Origin of the sequence: Methylobacterium phyllostachyos, from assembly GCF_900103445.1 — a bacterium.
Taxonomy (GTDB): Bacteria; Pseudomonadota; Alphaproteobacteria; order Rhizobiales; family Beijerinckiaceae; genus Methylobacterium; species Methylobacterium phyllostachyos.
Genome location: NZ_FNHS01000033.1, coordinates 1 through 20,566, shown reverse-complemented (window position 1 = coordinate 20,566; position 20,566 = coordinate 1). Strand labels below are relative to the sequence as shown.

19 protein-coding genes and 1 rRNA gene are annotated in these 20,566 nt (G+C 69.0%); 9 read left to right on the top strand and 11 right to left on the bottom strand.

Annotation, left to right across the window (positions count from 1 at the left end; translation table 11 throughout):
- A 16S ribosomal RNA gene (locus BLQ49_RS28310) occupies positions 1-111 on the bottom strand; the annotation flags it as partial.
- Between the two features lie 1,009 nt (positions 112-1,120).
- Here BLQ49_RS28310 and BLQ49_RS28305 point away from each other — a divergent pair.
- From BLQ49_RS28305 to metB, 3 genes are all read left to right on the top strand, one after another.
- On the top strand, positions 1,121-2,773 hold the full coding sequence (locus BLQ49_RS28305) for a putative bifunctional diguanylate cyclase/phosphodiesterase (RefSeq protein WP_244507800.1): 1,653 nt from the start codon (positions 1,121-1,123) through the stop codon (positions 2,771-2,773).
- A 26-nt stretch (positions 2,774-2,799) separates the two neighbouring features.
- Positions 2,800-3,663 (top strand): BLUF domain-containing protein, encoded by an 864-nt coding sequence (locus tag BLQ49_RS28300; protein WP_091722880.1) that lies wholly within the window; start codon positions 2,800-2,802, stop codon positions 3,661-3,663.
- Positions 3,664-3,913: 250 nt separating this feature from the next.
- Positions 3,914-5,074, top strand: a complete 1,161-nt coding sequence (gene metB / locus BLQ49_RS28295; RefSeq protein WP_091722877.1) for a cystathionine gamma-synthase — start codon at positions 3,914-3,916, stop codon at positions 5,072-5,074.
- 9 nt (positions 5,075-5,083) lie between these two features.
- On the opposite strand, the gene BLQ49_RS28290 is transcribed toward metB, so the two are convergent.
- Positions 5,084-5,848: a hypothetical protein gene (locus BLQ49_RS28290; RefSeq protein ID WP_091722874.1), complete on the bottom strand. Its 765-nt coding sequence runs from the start codon at positions 5,846-5,848 to the stop codon at positions 5,084-5,086.
- 250 nt (positions 5,849-6,098) lie between these two features.
- Between BLQ49_RS28290 and BLQ49_RS28285 the strand changes: the two genes are divergently transcribed.
- The gene (locus tag BLQ49_RS28285; RefSeq protein ID WP_091722872.1) at positions 6,099-7,079 is read left to right on the top strand and encodes a hydroxyacid dehydrogenase; all 981 of its coding nucleotides are present in this window, start codon (positions 6,099-6,101) and stop codon (positions 7,077-7,079) included.
- Between the two features lie 349 nt (positions 7,080-7,428).
- Positions 7,429-7,905, top strand: coding sequence for a hypothetical protein (locus BLQ49_RS28280; protein WP_091722869.1), 477 nt, complete (start codon positions 7,429-7,431; stop codon positions 7,903-7,905).
- Between the two features lie 10 nt (positions 7,906-7,915).
- On the opposite strand, the gene BLQ49_RS28275 is transcribed toward BLQ49_RS28280, so the two are convergent.
- Complete coding sequence (locus tag BLQ49_RS28275) at positions 7,916-8,278, bottom strand: cupredoxin domain-containing protein (RefSeq protein ID WP_091722891.1); 363 nt, start codon at positions 8,276-8,278, stop codon at positions 7,916-7,918.
- A gap of 171 nt (positions 8,279-8,449) precedes the next feature.
- Positions 8,450-9,406: a LysR family transcriptional regulator gene (locus BLQ49_RS28270; RefSeq protein WP_091722867.1), complete on the bottom strand. Its 957-nt coding sequence runs from the start codon at positions 9,404-9,406 to the stop codon at positions 8,450-8,452.
- A gap of 101 nt (positions 9,407-9,507) precedes the next feature.
- On the opposite strand from BLQ49_RS28270, the gene BLQ49_RS28265 reads away from it, so the two are divergent.
- Entirely contained in the window at positions 9,508-10,116 is a 609-nt protein-coding gene (locus BLQ49_RS28265; RefSeq protein WP_091722864.1) for a YceI family protein, read from the top strand.
- A 193-nt stretch (positions 10,117-10,309) separates the two neighbouring features.
- Here the strand turns inward: BLQ49_RS28265 and BLQ49_RS28260 are convergent, their stop codons facing one another.
- The 4 genes from BLQ49_RS28260 to BLQ49_RS28245 all read right to left on the bottom strand — a co-directional run bounded on the left by BLQ49_RS28260 (position 10,310) and on the right by BLQ49_RS28245 (position 14,364).
- On the bottom strand, positions 10,310-10,888 hold the full coding sequence (locus tag BLQ49_RS28260; protein WP_091722862.1) for a GNAT family N-acetyltransferase: 579 nt from the start codon (positions 10,886-10,888) through the stop codon (positions 10,310-10,312).
- The gene (locus tag BLQ49_RS28255) at positions 10,888-13,233 is read right to left on the bottom strand and encodes an Orn/Lys/Arg family decarboxylase (RefSeq protein ID WP_091722859.1); all 2,346 of its coding nucleotides are present in this window, start codon (positions 13,231-13,233) and stop codon (positions 10,888-10,890) included. Before BLQ49_RS28255 ends, BLQ49_RS28260 begins: the two co-directional genes overlap by 1 nt.
- Positions 13,234-13,439: 206 nt before the next feature.
- Positions 13,440-13,646 (bottom strand): hypothetical protein, encoded by a 207-nt coding sequence (locus BLQ49_RS28250; protein ID WP_091722856.1) that lies wholly within the window; start codon positions 13,644-13,646, stop codon positions 13,440-13,442.
- Positions 13,647-13,755: 109 nt separating this feature from the next.
- On the bottom strand, positions 13,756-14,364 hold the full coding sequence (locus tag BLQ49_RS28245) for an NUDIX hydrolase (RefSeq protein WP_167627820.1): 609 nt from the start codon (positions 14,362-14,364) through the stop codon (positions 13,756-13,758).
- 59 nt (positions 14,365-14,423) lie between these two features.
- Here BLQ49_RS28245 and BLQ49_RS28240 point away from each other — a divergent pair, with 59 nt between their 5' ends.
- Entirely contained in the window at positions 14,424-14,954 is a 531-nt protein-coding gene (locus tag BLQ49_RS28240; protein ID WP_425284040.1) for a CYTH domain-containing protein, read from the top strand.
- Positions 14,955-15,220: 266 nt separating this feature from the next.
- Here the strand turns inward: BLQ49_RS28240 and BLQ49_RS28235 are convergent, their stop codons facing one another.
- Together BLQ49_RS28235 and BLQ49_RS28230 are read right to left on the bottom strand one after the other, a co-directional pair.
- The gene (locus BLQ49_RS28235) at positions 15,221-15,760 is read right to left on the bottom strand and encodes a hypothetical protein (RefSeq protein ID WP_091722852.1); all 540 of its coding nucleotides are present in this window, start codon (positions 15,758-15,760) and stop codon (positions 15,221-15,223) included.
- Positions 15,761-15,928: 168 nt separating this feature from the next.
- Positions 15,929-16,159 carry a hypothetical protein gene (locus BLQ49_RS28230; protein WP_091722850.1) on the bottom strand — a complete coding sequence of 77 codons (231 nt, stop codon included), beginning with the start codon at positions 16,157-16,159 and terminating at the stop codon, positions 15,929-15,931.
- A gap of 327 nt (positions 16,160-16,486) precedes the next feature.
- Here BLQ49_RS28230 and BLQ49_RS28225 point away from each other — a divergent pair, with 327 nt between their 5' ends.
- Both BLQ49_RS28225 and BLQ49_RS28220 read left to right on the top strand, forming a co-directional pair.
- On the top strand, positions 16,487-18,058 hold the full coding sequence (locus BLQ49_RS28225) for an ABC transporter substrate-binding protein (RefSeq protein ID WP_091722847.1): 1,572 nt from the start codon (positions 16,487-16,489) through the stop codon (positions 18,056-18,058).
- 412 nt (positions 18,059-18,470) lie between these two features.
- Positions 18,471-19,805, top strand: coding sequence for an MFS transporter (locus tag BLQ49_RS28220; protein WP_091722844.1), 1,335 nt, complete (start codon positions 18,471-18,473; stop codon positions 19,803-19,805).
- 430 nt (positions 19,806-20,235) lie between these two features.
- Here the strand turns inward: BLQ49_RS28220 and BLQ49_RS28210 are convergent.
- On the bottom strand, positions 20,236-20,566 hold a 331-nt coding region (locus BLQ49_RS28210; protein ID WP_425284039.1), incomplete at its 5' end, for an outer membrane protein.

Sequence of the window (20,566 nt, the reverse complement as noted above, 5' to 3'; positions counted from 1 at the left end):
TCCCACGCGTTACTCACCCGTCCGCCGCTGACCCCGAAGGGCCCGCTCGACTTGCATGTGTTAAGCCTGCCGCCAGCGTTCGCTCTGAGCCAGGATCAAACTCTCACGTTGAAGAGAAAGATCCGGCCGATCACTATATTCTCAGACGGAGCCTCACATCGACCAAGTGCCAGACGCTTCACAGCGCCAATACACCCGTCGGTGAGCTCAGAAAGAAGAACACAAGATCAGCACAAGTCTACTCACGCCAGGCCCGAAAGCCTGGCCGCAAGGACAAACGCCGCCCGCGTCTCCCTTCCTCAAATCCAACTTGTCAAAGATCAGTAATCACTTTCGTAATTACCTTTTGAGAGGAAGTCAAGTACCTTGGCTTTCGCCAGATCTACTTTTCTAACTCTCGGGAAGTCCGTCCGACCCGGGCCGTTTTGCTTCGGCACCGCGTCGGGAGGCGCCGTATAGGCTGACCCCGCCCCCCCTGTCAACCAACCTTTTCCCGGCGAAAGAACCGCCTTGCGGCGGACCGTCGGGACAAGGTCGCTCCCGCAAAACGTGACAGCGCGCCCCGAGGGCCGGCCGCACGCGTTTCGATGGGATGCGTCCAACACTCCGCCGAACCTGGATCAGGCTTCGACACGTCAACACTCCGCCGGAGCGGATGTGGTCGATCAAGGGGTTGGAGGTTTCGGCAAACAGCGTTCCGCCGCTGCCGATGGACCCGATATGGCGCAAGCCAGCCGCTTCCGCAAGGCTCGGGATGTCGCGGGCTGTCCCATGCGTGCCACGGCGGGCCGTCACGGCCCGGATGCCGGGCCAAACGCTTCGGGCCGCCCGGATCTGTCGCCGAGAGGAAGGCGTCGCCCTTACGCGAGCGACGATGCGGATCCGCTCGCGCCCATCCGTAATACTCGATGCAGTACTACGTCTTGAGTCATTTAACCTATGTCAATTTGGTTATCGTAGGCAGCTAAACCGTAAGTTAGGATCTCTGAGGATAGAACCATCCGGTTTTCCGATCACGGGCTTGCCCGATAGACCCGAGGCCTCGTGCATGAGCGCGGATCCCCAGCCCGTCGCCGCTGTGAGCCGAACGATGCGGCTCCCGGTGCGCTCGGATCCGGCGGTGAGCGGCGATACCCTCGTTCGCTATCTCGACGCGGTTCGCCAGGGCCTGCTGATGATCGATCGATCCGGCTCGATCGTCATGGCGAGTGCGTCGGCACGGCAGCTCCTGTCCAGCCTCAACATCGCCCTGCGGGAGAACGCCTCCGCGCTGCCGCTGCTGCGTGTCCTGCGCGGAGAGACGCCGCAGGACCGCCGCGCGATCATCGGCACACTCCGCCACAGCCTCGATCGGCGGCAGCCGCGCCTGTTCGAGTTCCGCTGCGCCGATCACACGGTGCAGGCGGAGCTGCAGCCGGTGGTGGGCGGGAGCTGGGTCGTGACGCTGGAGGATGTCAGCATCCGCAAGGCGAGCGAGGCCCGGGCCGACGCGATGGCCCGCCTCGATCCCCTCACGGGCCTGCCGAACCGGCTGCTCCTGCGTGAGCGCCTCGCCGAGGCCCTGGCGCGGCTCGATCGGACCGGCGAGGCCTGCGCCCTCCTGCTGATCGACCTCGATCGGTTCAAGCCGGTCAACGACACCCTCGGCCACCCGGTCGGCGACGCGCTCCTGGAGAAGGTCGCCGATCGTCTGCGCTCCACGGTGCGACCCACCGATACGGTGGCGCGGATCGGCGGCGACGAGTTCATCATCCTGCAGGCAGGCGTGCGCGACGCCGCCGGCACGCAGGCCCTGGCCCGCCGGATCGTCGACTTGATCGGCCGGACCTACATGGTGGAGGGTCATCTCCTCACCATCGGGGCGAGCGTCGGCGTGGCGCTGGCCCCCGAGGACGGTGCGGATGCCGACAGGCTCCTGAAGAACGCCGACCTCGCCCTCTACCGGGCCAAGCTCGACGGGCGCGGCACCTACCGCTTCTTCGAGTCCGAGATGGATGCGCGCATGCAGGCGCGCCGGAAGCTCGAACTCGACATGCGCCAGGCCCTCGCGCGCCGGGAGTTCCAGCTGCACTATCAGCCGCAGCTGCAGCTCGAGAGCGGGAAGCTGATCGGTTGCGAGGCCCTGATCCGCTGGCGGCACCCCGACCGGGGACTGGTCTCCCCCCTCGACTTCATCCCGCTCGCCGAGGAGATCGGGTTGATCGTCCCGATCGGCGAATGGGTCATCCGGCAGGCCTGCCGCGACGCGATGACCTGGCCGTCCCACATGTCGGTGGCGGTCAACGTCTCGCCCGCGCAGTTCAAGAGCGACCGGCTGGTGGAGACGATCATCTCGGCCCTGGCCACGTCCGGGCTGCCGGCCCGGCGGCTGGAGGTGGAGATCACCGAGGGCGTGCTGCTTCAGGAGAACGAGAAGACGCTCCAGACCCTGCACCGGCTGCGGGAACTCGGCGTGCGCGTCTCGATGGACGATTTCGGAACCGGCTACTCGTCGCTGAGCTACCTGCGCAGCTTCCCGTTCGACAAGATCAAGATCGACCGCTCGTTCGTGAAGGACCTCGCCACCAAGCCCGACGGCGAGGCGATCATCCGCGCCATCGCGGGGCTGGGCAAGAGCCTCGGCATGACCACGGTCGCCGAGGGGGTGGAGACCGCCGAGCAGATGCAGCGTATCCGCCTGGAGGGCTGCACCGACGTTCAGGGCTACCTGATCAGCCGGCCCGTCCCGACCGAGGATCTGCTTGAGGTCTTCGCCACCTACCTGAAGGCCTGATCCACCCCACTGCCGGACGCCCCGCCATGACCGACCTCTACCGCCTCGTCTACGCCAGCAAGAACCTGCTCCGGGGGCCGGAGGCCGATGTCTCCGCCGAGGTCCGGCAGATCCTGGACGCCTCCCAACGCAACAACCAAGCGGTCGGCGTCACCGGCGCGCTGATGTTCAACGCGGGCGCCTTCGCGCAGGTGCTCGAAGGGCCCCGGGCCGGCGTCGAGGCCACCTTCGAGCGGATCCAGCGCGACCTGCGCCACAGCGACGTGACCGTCCTCCAATGCGGGCCGACGGAGAGCCGGGGCTTCGCGAACTGGTCGATGGCGTTCGTCGGCCAGTCGGCCGGAGGGCAGGCCCGGTTCAGCGGCCTCGCGGCCGAGAGTGGGTTCGATCTCACCCGCCTCGACGGCGACCGGGTTTTTTCCATGCTGCACGGGCTGGTGATGGAGGAGGAGGGCCTCCCGGCCACCGTGGTGCTCCCGGCGGAGACGGCGCGCACGGTCACCGGGCTCGATGTGGTGCAGGTGCGTGCGGAGATCGCCCAGATCCACCCGGATGCCGCCGCGCCGGAGCCGCTGCCCCGGGCCGTGCCAAGCCGCGCCGCCGCGCCGCTCGGCACCACCGAAGCCGCCCTGCACGTGCTCAAGGCCGCGCTCGCAAGCGAGCGGACGCGCACCACCGAGCTGCGGACGGAGATCGACGCGCTTCGGATCGCCCTGGCCTCTGCCGAGGACCGGATCAGCGCCGTACGCGATGCCCGAGACCTCTGGGCCGGGCGGGCGCGGCTTCTGGCGCAGGCCATGGTGCAGGAGGCCGAGGGCCTCGACGCGGCCGCGCCGGCTCAGGACCCTGATACGGCCCGCCCGGCGACGCGCGATTCCCTCGCCGCTTGACCTGGCCACAGCCCATGCGCGAGCCCACCTCGCCGGACGATCGCCGCATGACAGCTGCCGGAAGACGTCCCGGCAGCCGGCGCAGCCATAAGGGCGCGAACACAGCCGTTTGACCCTCAAGCCGTCCGCGGTAGACCCAAGCTGTCGCGAACACGCATCTCCCCTCGTTCTCTTGAAAGTCTGATCTGTTCGCCATAAAGAACGCCTGCGGTTCGGCCGCAGGGGCCGGGATCGGCGGGGAGGAGAGGCGATGTCAGAAGGTTTTGCGGCGCGCACCGTCGCGGCGGCCAACGGCGTGGCGCAGGATACGGCCTTCGGGGCGGTCATCGCGCCGATCCACCTGTCGACCACCTTCAAGTTCCCGGCCTTCGAGAAGCCCGGCCCTTACGATTACTCGCGGCTCGGCAACCCGACGCGCGATGCGCTCGCCGACACGATCGCCAAGCTGGAGGGCGGCGCCCGCGCCGTCATGGTGGCAAGCGGCATGGCGGCGCTCGACCTCGCCCTGTCGAGCCTGCGGCCGGGGGACCTGCTGGTCGCGCCGCACGATTGCTACGGCGGCACGCACCGACTGCTGAGCTTCCGCGCCGCCCGGGGTCACTACCGCGTGAACTTCGTGGATCAGACCGACGCGACAGCCCTGGCGGCGGCTCTGGCCGAAGGTCCGAAAGTCGTGCTCATCGAGACGCCGAGCAACCCGCTGATGCGCGTGGTGGATGTCCGGCGCATCGCCGCCGACGCCAAGGCCGCGGGCGCCCTCGTGGTGGTCGATAACACCTTCCTGTCGCCCGCGCTGCAGCAACCGATCGCCCTGGGGGCGGACCTCGTCGTCCACTCGACGACGAAATTCCTCAACGGCCATTCCGACGTGATCGGTGGGTGTGTGATCGCCGCCGAGAAGGCGATGGGTGAGGAACTCGCCGGCTGGGCGAACACGATCGGGGTCACCGGCTCACCGCTCGACGCGTACCTGACGCTCCGGGGCCTGCGCACCCTGTTCGTGCGCGTCGAGCAGCAGCAGCGCAATGCCGCTCGGATCGCCGCCTTCCTCGACGCGCATCCGGCGGTGAGCCGCGTCCATTATCCGGGCCTGCCCTCTCATCCCGGCCACGCCCTCGCGAAGGCTCAGCAGGCAGGCTTCGGCGCGATGCTGAGCTTCGAGCTCGCCGGCGGACTGGAGGCGGTACGCGCCTTCGTCGGGGCGGTGCGGGTCTTCACCCTGGCCGAGTCCCTGGGCGGGGTCGAGAGCCTGGTCGCCCATCCGCCGACCATGACCCACGCGGCCATGGACCCGGAGGCGCGGACGACCGCCGGCATCACCGACGGGCTGCTGCGGCTCTCGGTTGGCCTGGAAGCGGAGGACGATCTTCTGGCAGACCTATCCCGCGGGCTCGCGGCGGTGGGCGGCTGAGCCCGCCGCTCAGCCTTCCTCGATCACGCTGAATCCGGATTCGTCCTCGACCACCCGGAACCGGGAAAGCCGCTGAGTGCGGGAGCGCTCCCCCGCCTCCTCCCGGCATTTCAGGACATGGGCGGCCCGGTTGACCACCTGCAGGTTCGGCGTACCCCAATAGGTGAGGAGTTCCGGCCAGGGGCGGGTGCGGTGCTCCCGCCAGACCTGGTAGAGCGGCAAGGCGTGATCGACCTCGGCGGTCCGCAGCAGCCGCTTGCCGGAGGTTGCGCAGCGGTACCGCTGGCGGAGCTTCAGCGCCCGGAGCTGCGCGTGCGGGGCGAGCCAGAACTTCCAGGCGGCGACACAGGCCGCATGCCAGCCGGCCCTGGCGTTGGGCGTGCCGCTGTTCCACAGGTCCCGGTGCCAACCGAACCGGTAGACCGGCTGACCGCAGATGCAGCAGGCCCCGCGGCCGCGGGCGAAGGCCGGGTCGCGATAGGGGGCGGGCGGGGTCCGGAAGCTGCCGGTCCGATCCGCCTCGCCCGCGCCGCCGATCTGCCACGTCCAGCCCTCCGGCGTACCGGACCGGAATGCCAGCGCGCGGGCAAGCCGGTCGGCCCGGAGAATGTGGGCGCGCCAGTAGCTCTCGACGGCGAGCCGCGGCGTCGGCGGGATCAAGGGTCGCGACAGGGCGTGTCGCAGGACCGGGACGGGGAAGATCGAGGGCAGCGCCCGTTCCAGCCGCGCCCGGGCCTGCACGTTGCGGAGGGTGCGCCAGTCCGATGTCGTCATGCTGCACCGATGCTACCAGAGCGCGGCCCAGACGGCGATGACACCGCCGCCACAGGTGCTGCCGCACAGGGTGAACGCAATGTTTCCCGTGAAACATTGTCGGCCGGCCACAACCGCCCCGGCCCGGACGCACGTGAAGCGGCGCAGCCTCCGCAGCGCTCCGTTGCCACCGCACCGGGCCGGTCTTAGGACGCTCGGACCTGAAGTGCGCGACCCAGGCCCCGCCGGTCGCCCAAGGATACATCGCCCCGTGATCACTGGTCCGTGCCTCATCGTCCAGCCGATCCATGCGGCGGGTCTCGACCGCTTGCGCGCAGCCGGTCTCGAGCCGCGCCCGGCTAACGGAACCGATGCCGGAACCTTGGCGCGGGATGTCGCCGATTGCGTCGCTGTCATCACCCGCAACACCGGATTTCCGGCCGAGGCCATCGCGGCGGCCCCGCACCTGCGGGTGATCGGCGTCCACGGCACCGGCACCGACCATGTGGCTAAGGCAGCGGCGACCGAGGCGGGGATCGTGGTGGTCAATACGCCGGGCGCCAACGCGGTCTCGGTGGCCGAGCACACGCTGGCGCTGATCTTCGCCCTGGCCAAAGCTCTTCCCGGCGCCGACCGGTCGGTCCGTCAGGGCGACGACAGCTTCAAGTTCACCACCCGCCTGATCGAGCTCGCCGGCCTCACCCTCGGCTTGGTCGGCTTCGGGGCGATCGGGCAGGTCACCGCTCGGCTCGGCACCGCCCTGGGCCTGCGGGTGCTGGCCTACGGACCGACCCGCCCGGAGACGGATTTCGCGACGGTCGGCGCCCTGCGGGCGCCCTCGGTGGAGGCCGTTCTGGCGGAGGCCGACATCGTCTCGCTGCACCTGCCGCTCACCGGCAGCACGCGCGGCCTGATCGGCCCGGATCAGCTCGCCCGGATGAAGCGGGGCGCCTTCCTGATCAACACCAGCCGTGGCGGCCTCATCGACGACGCGGCTTTGGTGCAGGCCCTGGAGGCCGGCACGATCGCGGGCGCCGGGCTCGATGTCTTCGCGCAGGAGCCCCTGCCACAGGGCCATCCCCTCAGCCGCCAGGAGCGGGCGATCCTGACGCCCCATGTGGGCGGATCCACCGAGGCGGCACTGATCCGCACCGCTGAGACCGCCGCGGGCCGGGTGGTGGATACCCTCGCCGGCCGGCATCCGGGCGGATTGGTCAATCCGGAAGTCTGGGACCGTCGACGCGGGCTTTGAGCGGGCCCGGACAGATCCCGTTTCCCGGGGAAACCAGAGAGCGGGCTTACTGAACGGAGTCTCGCCGCACTGCAGCATGAGACGACGGCATGCATCGGACGCGTCGCTCAGTCGTCCATGCATATCTGCCCCGCTTCCGGACCATTGCTTACCGCACTGCGATATCCTATCTCTGCATTGCGGGACGGCGATGGCGTCGCGGTCCCGCTGCCCTTCTTGGGCGTTTCCTCCCTAGACTTCGGGCCGCTCCTTCGGGAGTGGCCTTTTTTGTTTGCGGCGAGTGCGCCCTGGACAGAATCCGGCAGCCCGGTCAAGCGGAACTGGGAGCTTGACCGTACGTTATCCCGCCATGAAACACCCCCGCACCATCCTCGCAACCACGGCCATTGCTGTATTGGGGCTGGTCGTGGCGGCTCAAAGCTTTCATGCGAACATCGACACGGCGCAGGCGCGGCCGGCCGTGGTCGCCGCACCCTCGGTCAGTCCGGTAGCCTGGGTCGATCCGCCGGCCCGCGGTGGCGCCCCGGAGACGACCGGGACTCTCGCCGCCCAGCCCAAACCCCTCACGATTGCCGCGATTCTGCCGGCCCCCGAGCCGGTGGCAACGGCCCCCGTCGAGCCGCCGCGTCGGGCCGCGGCTGCCCATCGGGGGAAGGGATCGGAGCGCGCCCGGCTGCGGGTCGCCCGTCTGCACCGTACCCTCCCCGGCCGCACCGCCGCGGTCGATCCGGCGACCCTACCGCGCCCCGAGTCGCGGCCCGCACAGAACAGGATCGACCCGATCGGTGACATCCTCCGCGGCCTCGGACTCGGCCGCGACAGCTGAGCCGGCCCGCCTACTGGACGTGGATGGTGAGCTTCATCTTCGGGTGAATGCCGCATTGGATCACGAAATCCCCCGGTTCGGCCAGCGTTAGCCGCGTCTCGGCGCCGGGCTCCTGATCGCCGGCATCGAACGAGAACCGATCCGCCTCGATGAAGGCGTGGTGGGTCTGGCTCTCGTCGCCATTGAGCAGCGTGATCGTGTCGCCCTGCCGCAGATACAGGTCGGTCGGCGCATACTGGCGCCCCTTCTGCAGCACGATCCGGACTGTGCTCGATAGGGTCGCCCGCGCCACTTCCGGCGCAACGCTGGAACCCGCCAGGGTTAGCGCACCGACAACGAGGAGAGAGCGCAGGCACCTGCTGCGAGGAGGCATGATGGCGTCCGCGGTAATCTTGAACGGCCCCGACCGACCCGGATCGCTCGCGGGGTGTCGGGCGTGTTGCATCGCATGGTGACGGATGCCCGCAAACGATACGATACCGCAATCGTTAGGATTTTATCGAATTTCCAAAATTTGGTGTGCTTTTATTGCATGAGTTCGATTTTAAACAGTATTAGCGTCTAAATCCGTCGTCTCGTGCATGCAGTCGTAAGCCGCCAGGGCGCTGCTGACGTGCTCGCGGAACACCCGGACCCGGGCCGGCAACTCGCGCCCGGCCAGGGTGACGGCGCGGAGGGCCGCGCCGCGGGTGGCCCAGGGCGCCAGCACCCGTTCGAGTTGGCCGGCCTCCACCGCCCGGGCGGCTACGAGGGTCGGAAGGTGCCCGATCCCGGCCCCCGCCAAGGTCAACCGATGCGCGGTGGCGAAATCGCTGACCCGGATGGCGGGGCTGACGGCCAGCGGCTCGGTGCGGCCCATTCCGTCGGTCAGCGCCAGCGCCGTCGCGCCGAACCGCTCACGGGCCAGGATCAGATCATGGTCGCGCAAGGCCGCAAGATCCGCCGGGGCCGGCCGGCGCAGCAGGTAGGCGGGGGCGGCGTAGAGCCCGACGGCGAGCGTTGCCAGCATCGCGGCGCGGTAGCCGGTCTCCTCGGCGCTGCCGAGCCGCAGGGCGAGGTCGATCCGGTTGGCTGCGAGGTCGAGGCGCGCGTCGGTGTTCAGCATCTCCACGGTGATCTGCGGATAGGCTTCGCGAAAACTCGCGACGATCTCGGGCATCACCTCGATGCCGAAATCGATCGAGGTCGTGATTCGCAGGTGCCCGGCCGGCACCGTGCGGGCGTCGCGGGCGGTCTCGGTGGCCTCGTCGAGCAGCGTCAGGCTCTCCTGCGCCTTGGTGTAGAAGGCGAGCCCCTCCGCGGTGGGCGAGACCGCCCGGGAGGTCCGCGCCATCAGCCGGACGCCGAGCGCCCGCTCCAGCCGGGAGATTCGCCGACTGACGCTGCCCTTGGTCTCCCGCAGGCTCGCGGCGGCGGCCGTCACGGTGCCGAGATCGACCACCGTGCAATAGGCCCGCACGTCGTCGAGCCCACCGCGAAACGTTTCCGATCTGGCAACCATGGGGTTCCGGATAGCAGGCTCAACCGCGGCCGTGAACGGCGCTAGAGGACCAACATGGCGTGCCGAATCGCGCCCGACCGTTGCCCAAGTGGGAGATACCCTTGAAGTCGCTTCTCGCCTCCGGCCTCCTAGCTCTGCTGATCACCACCCCGGCGCTCGCCCAGACGCCCCCGACCCGCGACCCGGCGCAGATTCAGGCCGGGACCTACGCGGTTGATCCCAACCACACGCAGGTCGGCTGGCGGGTGTCCCATATGGGCTTCTCGAACTACGCCGGCGGCTTCTCGGACGTGTCGGGCACGCTGGAGCTGCAGCCGAAGAACCCAGCGGCGGCGAAGCTGTCGGTGAAGATTCCGGTCGCCTCGGTGACGACCACCAGCGCCAAGCTCACCGACGAGCTGAAGGGCGACCAGTGGCTCGACGCCGCCAAGTTCCCCGACATGACCTTCGTGTCCACCAAGGTCACGCCTGCCGGCAAGGATCACGCGAAGGTGACGGGCGACCTGACGCTCCACGGCGTGACCAAGCCGGTGACCCTCGACGTCACCCTGGTGGGCGCCGGCGTGAACCCGCTGAGCAAGAAATACACGGTCGGCTTCGAGGCGACCGGCACACTCAAGCGCTCGGAATTCGGGGTAAAGACCTACGTGCCGCTGATCGGCGACGAGCTGCACCTCACCATCGCGGGGGCGTTCGAGAAGCAGGATTGAGGGCGGGCTGACGGCCGCGAACGGCTGCTGTCGGGAGCCACTTCGCGGCGCGTCCTCTCCTTCCGAGAACCAGCACGAAGGGCCCCGCGTCTCCCCCTCCCCCTCTGCGGGTTAGGGAGACGCGCGGTGCCGTCCGACGTTTCCCAAGGAAATCGGCCCCAGCAGAGACAAGCGCAGGCGGCGCGACAGCCCCCTACCCCGGCCGGTCCTCCGACCCCGTTGCCAGCGCCCGCTGCACCATCACGCTGTCGGCCCAGTGGCCGTACTTGAACGCCACCGCCCGCAGGTAGCCGACCCGCTCGAAGCCGCAGGCCTCGTGGAGGCGCAGCGAGGCCTCGTTCTCGGCATCGATATAGCCGATGATCTGCCGATAGCCGCCGGCCGCGCAGGCCTCGATCAGCGCGGGCAGAAGCCGCCGGCCGATGCCTGCGTGCAGGTGGTCGGGATGCACGTAGATCGAGTGCTTGAGCGTGTAGCGATAGGCCGGGCGCTTCCGGAACGGCACCGCGTAGGCGTAGCCCGCCACCACGCCGCCGCGGTCGGCCACGAGGTGCGGCAGGCGCTTCTTGCGCATCGACTTGCGCCGCCGCTTCAGGTCGTCGGGGAGCAGCCGCGCCTCCTCGAAGGCGCCGACATCGCCCACGCCCTTGCCGATATGGTGCTCGTAGATCGCCACCATCGCCTCGAGATCCGCGTCCGAGGAGGGGCGGATCACGATGTCCGGGCAGGGCCGCGCGACGACCGGACCGGGGGGCTCGACCTCGATCTCCATCAGGCCCCCTCGCGCACGACGTAGGTGTGGAAGCGGATCCGCCCGTCCGGCTCGACCTCGCGGTAGACGCCCTGGATCTCGGCCTCGAAGCCCGGGAACAGGTTGGCCGAGGCTTCGAACATCTTGAAATAGTCGAGCATGGGCTTCGCGCGCTCGTCGAGCCGCTCGCCCGGCAGCACCGTGCCGATGCCCGGGGGATAGACCAGCATCAGCGTGGTGGCGATCCGCCCCTCGGCCTCGTTGATCGGCACGTAATCGACCTTGTTGCGGGTCAGCATCTGGGCGGCCTTCTTGGGCGGCATCACCATCTCGGGCAGGTGCTCGGGGGCGAATTGCCGCCGCTGGAGCGTCGAGGTGCCGGCCTCCCGGTGGAAGGCGTGGTACTCGCCGCAGAGATCGCGCAGCCGCACGCCCCGGTAGCGGTTCGGCCGGCGGGCGACGAATTCCGGCATGGCCTCCTCCAGCGAGACGTTGTCGTCGTGGAGCCGTTTGAACGCGACGAGGCCCGAGATCAGCGTGCCGGCCTTGGAGGATTCGACCCCCGGGGTCAGCAGGAAGAGCAGCGAGTTCAGGTCGTTCTTCTCGGCGACGATCCGGTTCTCACGCAGGTATTGCGCCACGATCGGCGCCGGCACGCCGTGCTCGGCATAGGCGCCGGTCTTCCGGTCGAAGCCCGGGGTCAGCACGGTGAGCTTGTTCGGGTCGGTGATGGCATAGCCCGGCGCGACGTGCGTGAAGCCGTGCCAGCGCGCGCCGGGCTTGAGTTCCCAGTGGCGCGGCGTGGCGGCGAGTTCGTCGGTCGGCACGCTCTCCCAGGGTACCTCGGTGCCGTCTGCACCCTTGGTCACATCCGGCACGAAGGGGTCGAAGAACCAGCGCCGGGCCGGATCGCGCTCGTTCTCCTCGAATTCCCGCCGGATCGCCCGGACCTTCTTGCGCCACTCGATCCCCAGCCGGATCGTGTCGTCCCACAGGATCATGCCGGAGCGCCCCTTCATCATCTGGGCGCCGACATCGAGGGAGGCGAAGAGCGGGTAGAAGGGCGACGTGGAGGCGTGGACGAGGAAGCTCTCGTTCAACCGCTTGTGCTCGACCCGCCGGGTCTGGCCGCGGATATGGCCGTCGCGGGTGTGGATCTGCGAGGCCTGGGAGAAGCTCGCGAGCTGCTTGTGGGTCGATTGCGTGGCGACGATGCCGGGCGAGGTCTCGTCGAGCCCGGTCAGCCCCATGGCAAAACGGCGGGCGTAGAGTGGGTGGAACTTCATGAAGCCCGCCCAGGCCTCGTCGAACAGGATGTAGTCGCAGAGGTGGCCGATCTTCTCCAGGATCTCCTGGGCGTCGTAGATCGTGCCATCATAGGTGCATTGCTCGATCACCGCGACGCGGAACGGCCGCTCCCGGCGCCACGCCTCCGGATCGGTCACCAGCGGATTGCGGCGGATTTTTTCGCGGATCCGCGTCTCATCCAGGGCCTCATGGTAGATCGGCCCGATCAGCCCGTAGGCATTCCGATCCGTTTCCAAAAAAATCGGGATGCCGCCGCCGAGGAACAGGGCGCCGTGATGGGCCGCCTTGTGGTTGTTGCGGTCGAACAGGACGAGGTCGTCCTCCGCCACCAGGGAGGACAGGACGATCTTGTTGGAGGCCGAGGTGCCGTTGAGGACGAAGTAGGTCTTTTCCGCGCCAAAAATCTTGGCGGCCTCCTTCTGGGCTTTCAGCGCCGGGCCCTCGTGGGTCAGGAGGTCGCCGAGATCGAGGACCGAGTTGTCGAGGTCGTCGCGAAAAATCGCCTCGCCGAGGTGCTCCACGAAGATCCGGCCGATCGGCGAGCGGTTGTAAAAGATGCCGCCGTTGTGGCCCGGGCAGGTCCAGAGCTGGTTGCCCTTCTCGGCGTAGTCGACCAGCGCGCCGAAGAACGGGGTCTTCAGCGTCTCAGCATATTGCGTCACCCGGCTCACCAGGCCGCGGGCGATGAATTCCGGCGTCTCCTCGGCGAGGAAGATGTAGCCGTCGATGAAGTCCAGGAGCTCGACCGGGATGTCCTCCAGCCGCTTGCGGCGGACCATAATGACGATCGGCATCTCCAGGCCGCGCTTGCGCATCATGTCGATGAGGGCGGCGGCCTTGCCGTCGAGGCCGCGCTTGCCCCAATCGACCACGAGGCAGCCGACGGCCGCGTCGGTCTGGACGGCGATCGCCGCGTCCTCGACCCGCCGGGCGCGCACCACCTCGAAGCCGCGGCTCTCAACGGCCGCCACGATCTGGTTGACGCGCGCGCCTTCGAGATCGTCCGGATCGAAGGCCGGCGTGCACATCAGGACCGTGAAGCGACGGTGGAAGTCCATGGAGCCCTCTCCTGCCTCGAATGCAGTGCGTGGCTTTCTGGTCCGTCCGTGACGTTTGGATGACAAGCCCCGGCGGCTCGCCGGCGGCGCACGCGATCTGCGCCGATCCGGATACCGGGCCGGCACGGGAGGGCTCATCAAAACGGGCGTTGGGAATCGTGCGCGGTCGCAACCCAAGCGGCACGGCTCCGGGCCGAATCGCCGTGTCAGGCCTCGCCGGAGCGGCCGTCATGCCCGATCAGCCGCTCGACCTCGGCCAGGGCGACGGCGCGGGCGACATGCTCGGAGGCATGCGGGCGGTACGACCCCCGGACCAGCTTGCCACGGTCGCGGATCGCCCAGGTGTAACGGCCTGGATCATGCCGGCTGGGCCTGACCTCGACCGTATAGAGATGCCCGTCATTCGCACCCATGGCTGGAATGTGCAGGACATCGCGCGGCCGGCACAGGGGGGTGCGACCGTGAGCGGCACCGGATGCCGGGCGACGGGGCGACGCGGATCGTCGCGCGGGAGAAGCGCCCTCAGGCGCAGCCTTCGGAGGATCCTGGGGCGAAACCGGCAAGCAGCAGCCGAAGCTCGTCCTCATGGACGAGCCGCGCCGCATCCTCCGGCGCGAACCACCGCAGCGTCCGTTGGGCCTGCTCGGGCCAGCGCGTGTGCTGGGTTTCGACCCGCAGCGGGTAGACGCGCACCTTGCAGGGCAGCGCGAGCCCGTGAGCGAGGCGCTTCTCGTAGCGGTACCAGCCGACCGGATCGGCCGCGATCTGCCCAGTCAGGCCGGCCTCCTCGAACGCCTCCCGTTCGGCGGCCCGATGCGCCTTGCGGCCGATCATCGGCCAGCCCTTGGGGATGATCCAACGGCCGGTATCCCGCGATGTGATCAGCAGCACTTCAGTCTGGCCGTCGGAACCGACGCGGAACGGCAGAGCCGCGACCTGCTTGAGCGGCTTGTCCTGCGCCTTTCGGATCAGCTTCTTCAGACCCGGCCGTTTGGATGCAATCTTCAGTTTTGACCTCGGGAATAGGAGCGTGTGTGTCAGTTGACAGGAATTCTGCGGCCTGTCGATTCGGATTGCTTTTACATAGCTCAAGACAAGCGCATTGTATCGACTGTGGATGGGGGGCCCCATGCGGGAGCCATGCCTGGGAGCCATGCCTGTGACGCTGTGCGCCACCCCGGATGGCCCGCTTGCGGGGCGCCGATTTCTGGGCGAATGCTCTCCCGTTCAACGGCCCCGAGGGCAGCATGGCTGTCGAGATCGAGCGTAAATTCATCGCCCGCCCGGACGTCCTGGCCCATTGCCGGTCCGGGACGCCGCTCGTTCAGGGCTATCTCTACACGGACGATGCCAACACGATCCGCATCCGTCAGGCCGGCCAGCGCATGCTGATCACCTGGAAGAGCCCGCGGCGCGGCATCTGTCGCGACGAGATCGAGTTCGCCGTCGCGCCGGTGGACGGCGCGGCGCTCCTCGCCCGGGTGCCCGCCGGCCGGCGCCTGGAGAAGACCCGCTTCCGGGTCGAGCATGCCGGAGCCACCTGGGACGTCGATGTGTTCGGCGGCGCGCTCTCGGGCTTGATCCTGGCGGAGATCGAACTGGAGCGCGAGGATCAGCCGGTGATCCTGCCACCCTGGGTCGGGCGGGAGGTCACGGACGACGCGCGCTACCGCAATTCGCGCTTGGCCGGGGGCGCCATGCCGGAGCGGTCCGCGGCGTGAGGGCCCGGTGATCGGACGACCGGCCTGGAGGTGACCGGCCTGGAGCCGCCCCCGATCACGGTGCAGCGGGGTCCACGGTGGCGACGCGATCTTCGACGGACGGGGTGGGGTTGACCCCCTCCCGTACGGGCGTCCTGTTCATAGATCGTGATTCGATACGGCCGCCGCCTCCCTGCCCCCGGCGTCGGACGGGGGAGAAGTGGGCACCGACAATCCCCTCTGGCACAGCTCTGGGACCCGCAAGCCTGCGCAGGGGCGGCGATGGCTCAGCGCAGATAGGACGGAAGACGGCGCTTCCAGCGCTCGCCGAGGCGGAGTTCCTTGGTCCGTCGCCACGTCATGGGGCGGGGCGACGGGTTTTCGGCGGCCTCGGCCGGATCCGCGGCGCCCGCCTTCGGCCCGATGGCCACGGGCGGCTGGGGCCGGGCCGCAATCGCGCGCGTCTTCGGCATCGGCTCAACCGGGGGGGCCGTCCGCGCAGGCGGCACGGCTGCAGCAGGCCGTCCGCGCCGTACCCGCCGCTGCGGCGCCTCCATCTCGGGCTCGGCCTCCGGCGCATCCGCGCTCTGGAACATGGGGACGAGGCTCGGCAGGACGCGACGGACCGGTGCGTCCGGCTCCTTCGTTTCCGGCCGGGGGGCCGGTGGCGCCGTGAAGACCGGGTCCGCCAGCTTCGTCTCGGCCTGGATCAATTCCGGCCAGAGGACCTTGTCGGGCCGGGCCTGCGGCTCGGCGGTCGAGGCTGTGCGAGGGGTCCGGGCGTGCTTGACTTCGACCATAAATGGCCGCGCGCTACGGCGCTTCATGTACTACGATCCTTGGAAGCATTCGAGCCGACACGTCGGTGACACGAACACTCTTAGCTTAGGCCTGATCTCAGGAGATGTCCAGAAACACGCCCCCGTATCCGCCGCATTTCTTTGTTCGCGAGAACGCGTGCGGCCCTTTCGGCGGACCGCGGCGGTCCCAGCCGGTCAGGCAGCCTGCAGCACCTCCGGGGCCTGAAGGGGCCCGGGGAGGCTGGCACCGAACAGGGATTGGTACAGGGCAGCCGGCGACCGGACCCGGCCGCTCCCGTCGGTGATCGTCACCTCGGCCATGCCGGCGGCGATCAGGCTCATGCCCTGGTCGAGGGCGGTGAGGAGGGAGGCGTGCTGATAGGCGAACCGGCGCGCGGCGATGCGTGCGGAGACCGTGAAATGCATGGCGACGATTGATCCTGGACAATCCTGGCCGGTCAGCGGACCGGGTGGCGGCTGTTCGCCGGCGGGAACCACGCCTCATGGACGTCGGGACCGCCGGGCTCGGCCGATCCGGCCATCTGATCGTCAATAAAGTCTTTCTGTTGACAGAAACTTGTTTTCACCGGCGATTACCTGAAATGGATCCTATTTTTTGATCAAATAAGTCGCTCTTCGCGGCCGCTTCCCGCCGTGGAGCGGCAGGGCGGACGCGAATCCGGAGGCCACCGCGCCCGCCCTGGCCCGGTGCGTGCTACGCTCCGGCGGACTTCACCGGGCGGATAGGCTGGCATGCTCAACAGACGTTCTTTCATGGCCCTGTCGGGCGCGGCGCTGGCCGCCCCGGCGCTGGCGCAGGGCACGGGCTCGCGGGTCCTTAAGTTCATCCCGCAGGCCGACCTGACGGTGCTTGATCCGGTCTGGACCACCGCCTACGTGACCCGGAACCACGGTCTCGCGGTGTTCGACACGCTCTACGGCACCGATGCCACCTACACGGCCCAGCCCCAGATGGTGGCTGGCCACACGGTGGAGAACGACGGCAGGCTCTGGCGCCTGACCCTGCGGCCCGGGCTGATGTTCCACGACGGCAACCCCGTCCTCGCCCGGGATTGCGTGGCCAGCATCGCCCGCTGGGGCAAGCGCGACGCCATGGGCCAGACGCTCATGGCCTATACGGACGACCTGTCCGCGCCGGATGACAAGACGATCCAGTTCCGCCTGAAGAAACCCTTCGCGCTGCTGCCGGACGCGCTCGGCAAGATCGGCTCCTCGATCTGCGCGATCATGCCGGAGCGGCTCGCCAAGACCGACCCGTTCACGCAGGTGACCGAGATGGTCGGCAGCGGCCCGTTCCGCTTCAAGGCCGACGAGCGCGTGGTCGGCGCCCAGGTGGTCTATGAACGGTTTGCCGGCTACGTCCCCCGCGAGGGCGGGGCACCGCAATGGACGTCGGGCCCCAAGCGCGCCTTCGTCGACCGGGTCGAGTGGCACGTCATCCCGGATCAAGCCACCGCAGCCTCGGCCATGCAGACGGGCGAGATGGATTGGTGGGAGCAGCCCCAGGCCGATCTCGTGCCGACGCTCGGCGGGCTGACGACGCGGATCATCGATCCGACCGGCCTGATCGGCTGCCTGCGGATGAACGAACTTCAGCCGCCCTTCGACAACCCGGCGATCCGGCAGGTGCTGCTGAAGGTCGTCGACCAGACCGACGTCATGCAGGCGGTGACCGGCACCGACCCCAAGCTGATCCATGTGCCGACCGGCTTCTTCTGCCCCGGCCTGCCGATGGCGAGCGACGTCGGCCTCGATGTCCTGACGGCCAAGCGCGACTACGAGGGCGCCAAGAAGGCGCTCGCAGCCGCCGGCTACAAGGGCGAGAAGGTGGTGCTGATGGGCGCCTCCGACTTCCCGAGCCTCAAGGCGATGGCCGATGTCGTGGCCGACATGCTCACCCGGGCGGGCTTCAACGTCGATTACCAGATCATGGACTGGGGTTCGGTGGTGCAGCGGCGCGCCAAGAAAGACCCGGTCGCACAGGGGGGCTGGAGCGCGTTCTGCACCTTCTGGGCGGGGCTCGACCAGGCCAACCCGGCGGTCAGCGCCTTCCTGCGCGGGACGGGCCAGAACGCCACGATCGGCTGGCCGACGAGCGAAAAGATCGAGGCCCTGCGCGATCAGTGGCTCGACGCCCCCGATACCGCCGCGCGGAGGAAACTCGCGGATGACCTGCAGCGGCAAGCCTTCATCGACCTGCCCTACCTACCCCTCGGCCAATACTTCAACCAGACCTCGTACAAGCCGACCCTGACGGGGGTGCTGGACGGCGTGCCGGTGTTCTGGAACGTCAAGAAGGGGTGACGAGGTTCGGGCGTCGGGAGCCGCGCACACGGCCCTCCCGTCGTTGCGGGCGCAACGAAGCGATCGAGGCGCCCGCGCCTCGGTGCGCGTGGGACCACCCGGTCGCTTCGCGCCACCCGCAAGACGAAGGCGCAGCCGGGAGCGTTGCGGGGGCCCATCGAACGTCCGGTCCGGCGGTCTTCGACGGTATCCTGGCGTACGAATACGCGACGCGGTCAACAGATCCGATCCCTTGAAGCTTCGGCAGCGCTTCCCACCCGTATCCGGAACGGGTTAAGCAGGGTTGGCACAGGTCACCATCAGAGATGACCGGCCCGCGAGGAAGCCCAGGATGCCCGTCTCACTGCCGTCGCGGCGGTGATCGGCGCTCTTCGAGTCCGCGCGGCCCCACCCGCGCGACGAGGACAGCCCGATGACCGGCTTGGTGACAGGCTCCCCGGACGACACCGCCCTGGAACGCTCGGCGATGCGCCGGATCGGGTGGCGGCTCGTGCCGTTCCTGATCCTGGCCTACTTCGTCTCCTTCCTCGACCGCGTGAATGTCGGCTTCGCGGCGATCCAGATGAACCACGACGTCGGCCTGTCGGCGACGGTGTTCGGCTGGGGCGCCGGGATCTTCTTCCTCGGCTACTTCCTGATGGAGATCCCCAGCAACCTGATGCTGGAGCGCTACGGGGCGCGGCTCTGGATCGCCCGGATCATGGCGACCTGGGGGTTGATCTCCGGCGCCATGGCGTTGGTGCAGGGGCCGTGGTCGTTCATCGGCCTGCGCTTCCTGCTGGGCGTGGCCGAGGCCGGCTTCTTCCCCGGCGTGATCCTCTACCTCACCTACTGGTTCCCCTCGGCCTACCGGGCGCGGATCGTCGGGATCTTCATGATCTCGATCCCGATCTCGTCGTTCCTCGGCTCGCCGATCTCCGGCGCCCTGCTTGGCCTGAGCGGCTGGGGCCTGCGCGGCTGGCAGTGGCTGTTCATCCTCGAAGGCCTGCCTGCGGTTCTGATGGCCTTCGCGGTCCTGTGGCTGCTGCCGAACGGTCCGCGGGACGCGGCCTGGCTGCCCGCCGAGGAGCGCGATTGGTTGGAGCGGCAGCTCCGGGACGAGGGGGCCCGCAACACGCGGCGCGGGCAGACCGGGAAGCCGCCCCTATGGGAGGTGCTGCGCGACCGGCGGCTCGCCCTGTTTGCGGCGATTTATTTCGGCTCGACGGCGAGCAGCTACGGGCTCTCGTTCTGGACCCCACAGATCGTCAAGGGCTTCGGCCTCGGCAACGTCGAGACCGGCCTGCTGAACAGCATCCCGTACGGCTTCGCGTCGGTCGCCATGATCCTCTGGGGCCGGCACAGTGACCGGATGGGCGAGCGGCGCTGGCACCTCGCGTTGTCCTTCCTGGTCCTGGCCCTCGGGCTCGCGGGCGGCACGGTGCTGTCGGGGCTCGGGCCGATGGTGGCGGCGCTGACGGTCGCGGCGGTCGGCGTCTACATGCTGAAGGGTCCGTTCTGGGCGCTCGCCACGGAGCACCTACCGCCTTCGACCGCGGCGGCGAGCATCGCGGCGATCAACGCGGTCGGAAATCTGGGCGGCTTCCTCGGCCCCTACCTGATCGGCGCGATCAAGGACGGGACCGGCAGCTTCACCCTGAGCCTCCTGCCCCTGGTGGCCTTCGCCCTGCTCTCGGCCGGCCTGTCGCTGGTGCCGGGCCGTGTCGCGCAGCCGGCCCCGGGTGCCCGCCGGCCGTCGGCGGCCTGAGGCCGCGCGCCCGGCGCGAACCGCCGCGGCGAACCGCCGGTTGGCCCCGGTACCACCCGCCGGAGCGCCCGGAGGCGCCTGCCCTCCCGCGGACCCGGTCGACCGGGAGAGGATCATGGACCTGAACGACACCGTGCGCGACGCCATCCTGGCGGAGCTGAAGCGCTAGGCGGAAGCCGAGGATCCCGCGCCGAAGGTGGACCTGTCGGAGCCGGGCTACGCGCGGATCGACGGCCGGATCGACCGCGATGCGCTGATCATGGTCGTGGCGGGCGCCCTCGCGGGCGGGCCCTGACGCGGCGCCGAGAATCGACGCAGCAGCCCCTCGGAACGGCAGCGAGGCCGCCCCCTCTCGGAAGCGGCCTCGCCGATCGTCGGACCGGGCGAGGGGCGGACCGGCGTGCCGGTCCGCCCCCCGCGTCGGGACTTCTTAGTACGAGCCGAACTTGTAGTTCAGGCCGGCGCGGACGACGGCGAACTCGTCGGCGCGGCGACCGACGCCGCTGTAGACGACCGGGAAGTTGTTGGCGGCGTTGACCACCAGGGCGCCCTGGTTGCGGTTGTTGCGGTCGAGGTTGACGTACAGGCCTTCGACCTTGAGCGTCACGGCCGAGGAGCGGAAGAAGTTCAGGAACGAGTCGGTGGGCAGCGCGTACTCGATGCCGCCGCCGACCGCGTAGCCGGTGCGGAAGCTGTCGTTGCCGGCGTAGCCACCGAACGAGCGGTCAGCCGAGCCCGAGCCGTAGGCGAAGCCGCCGGTG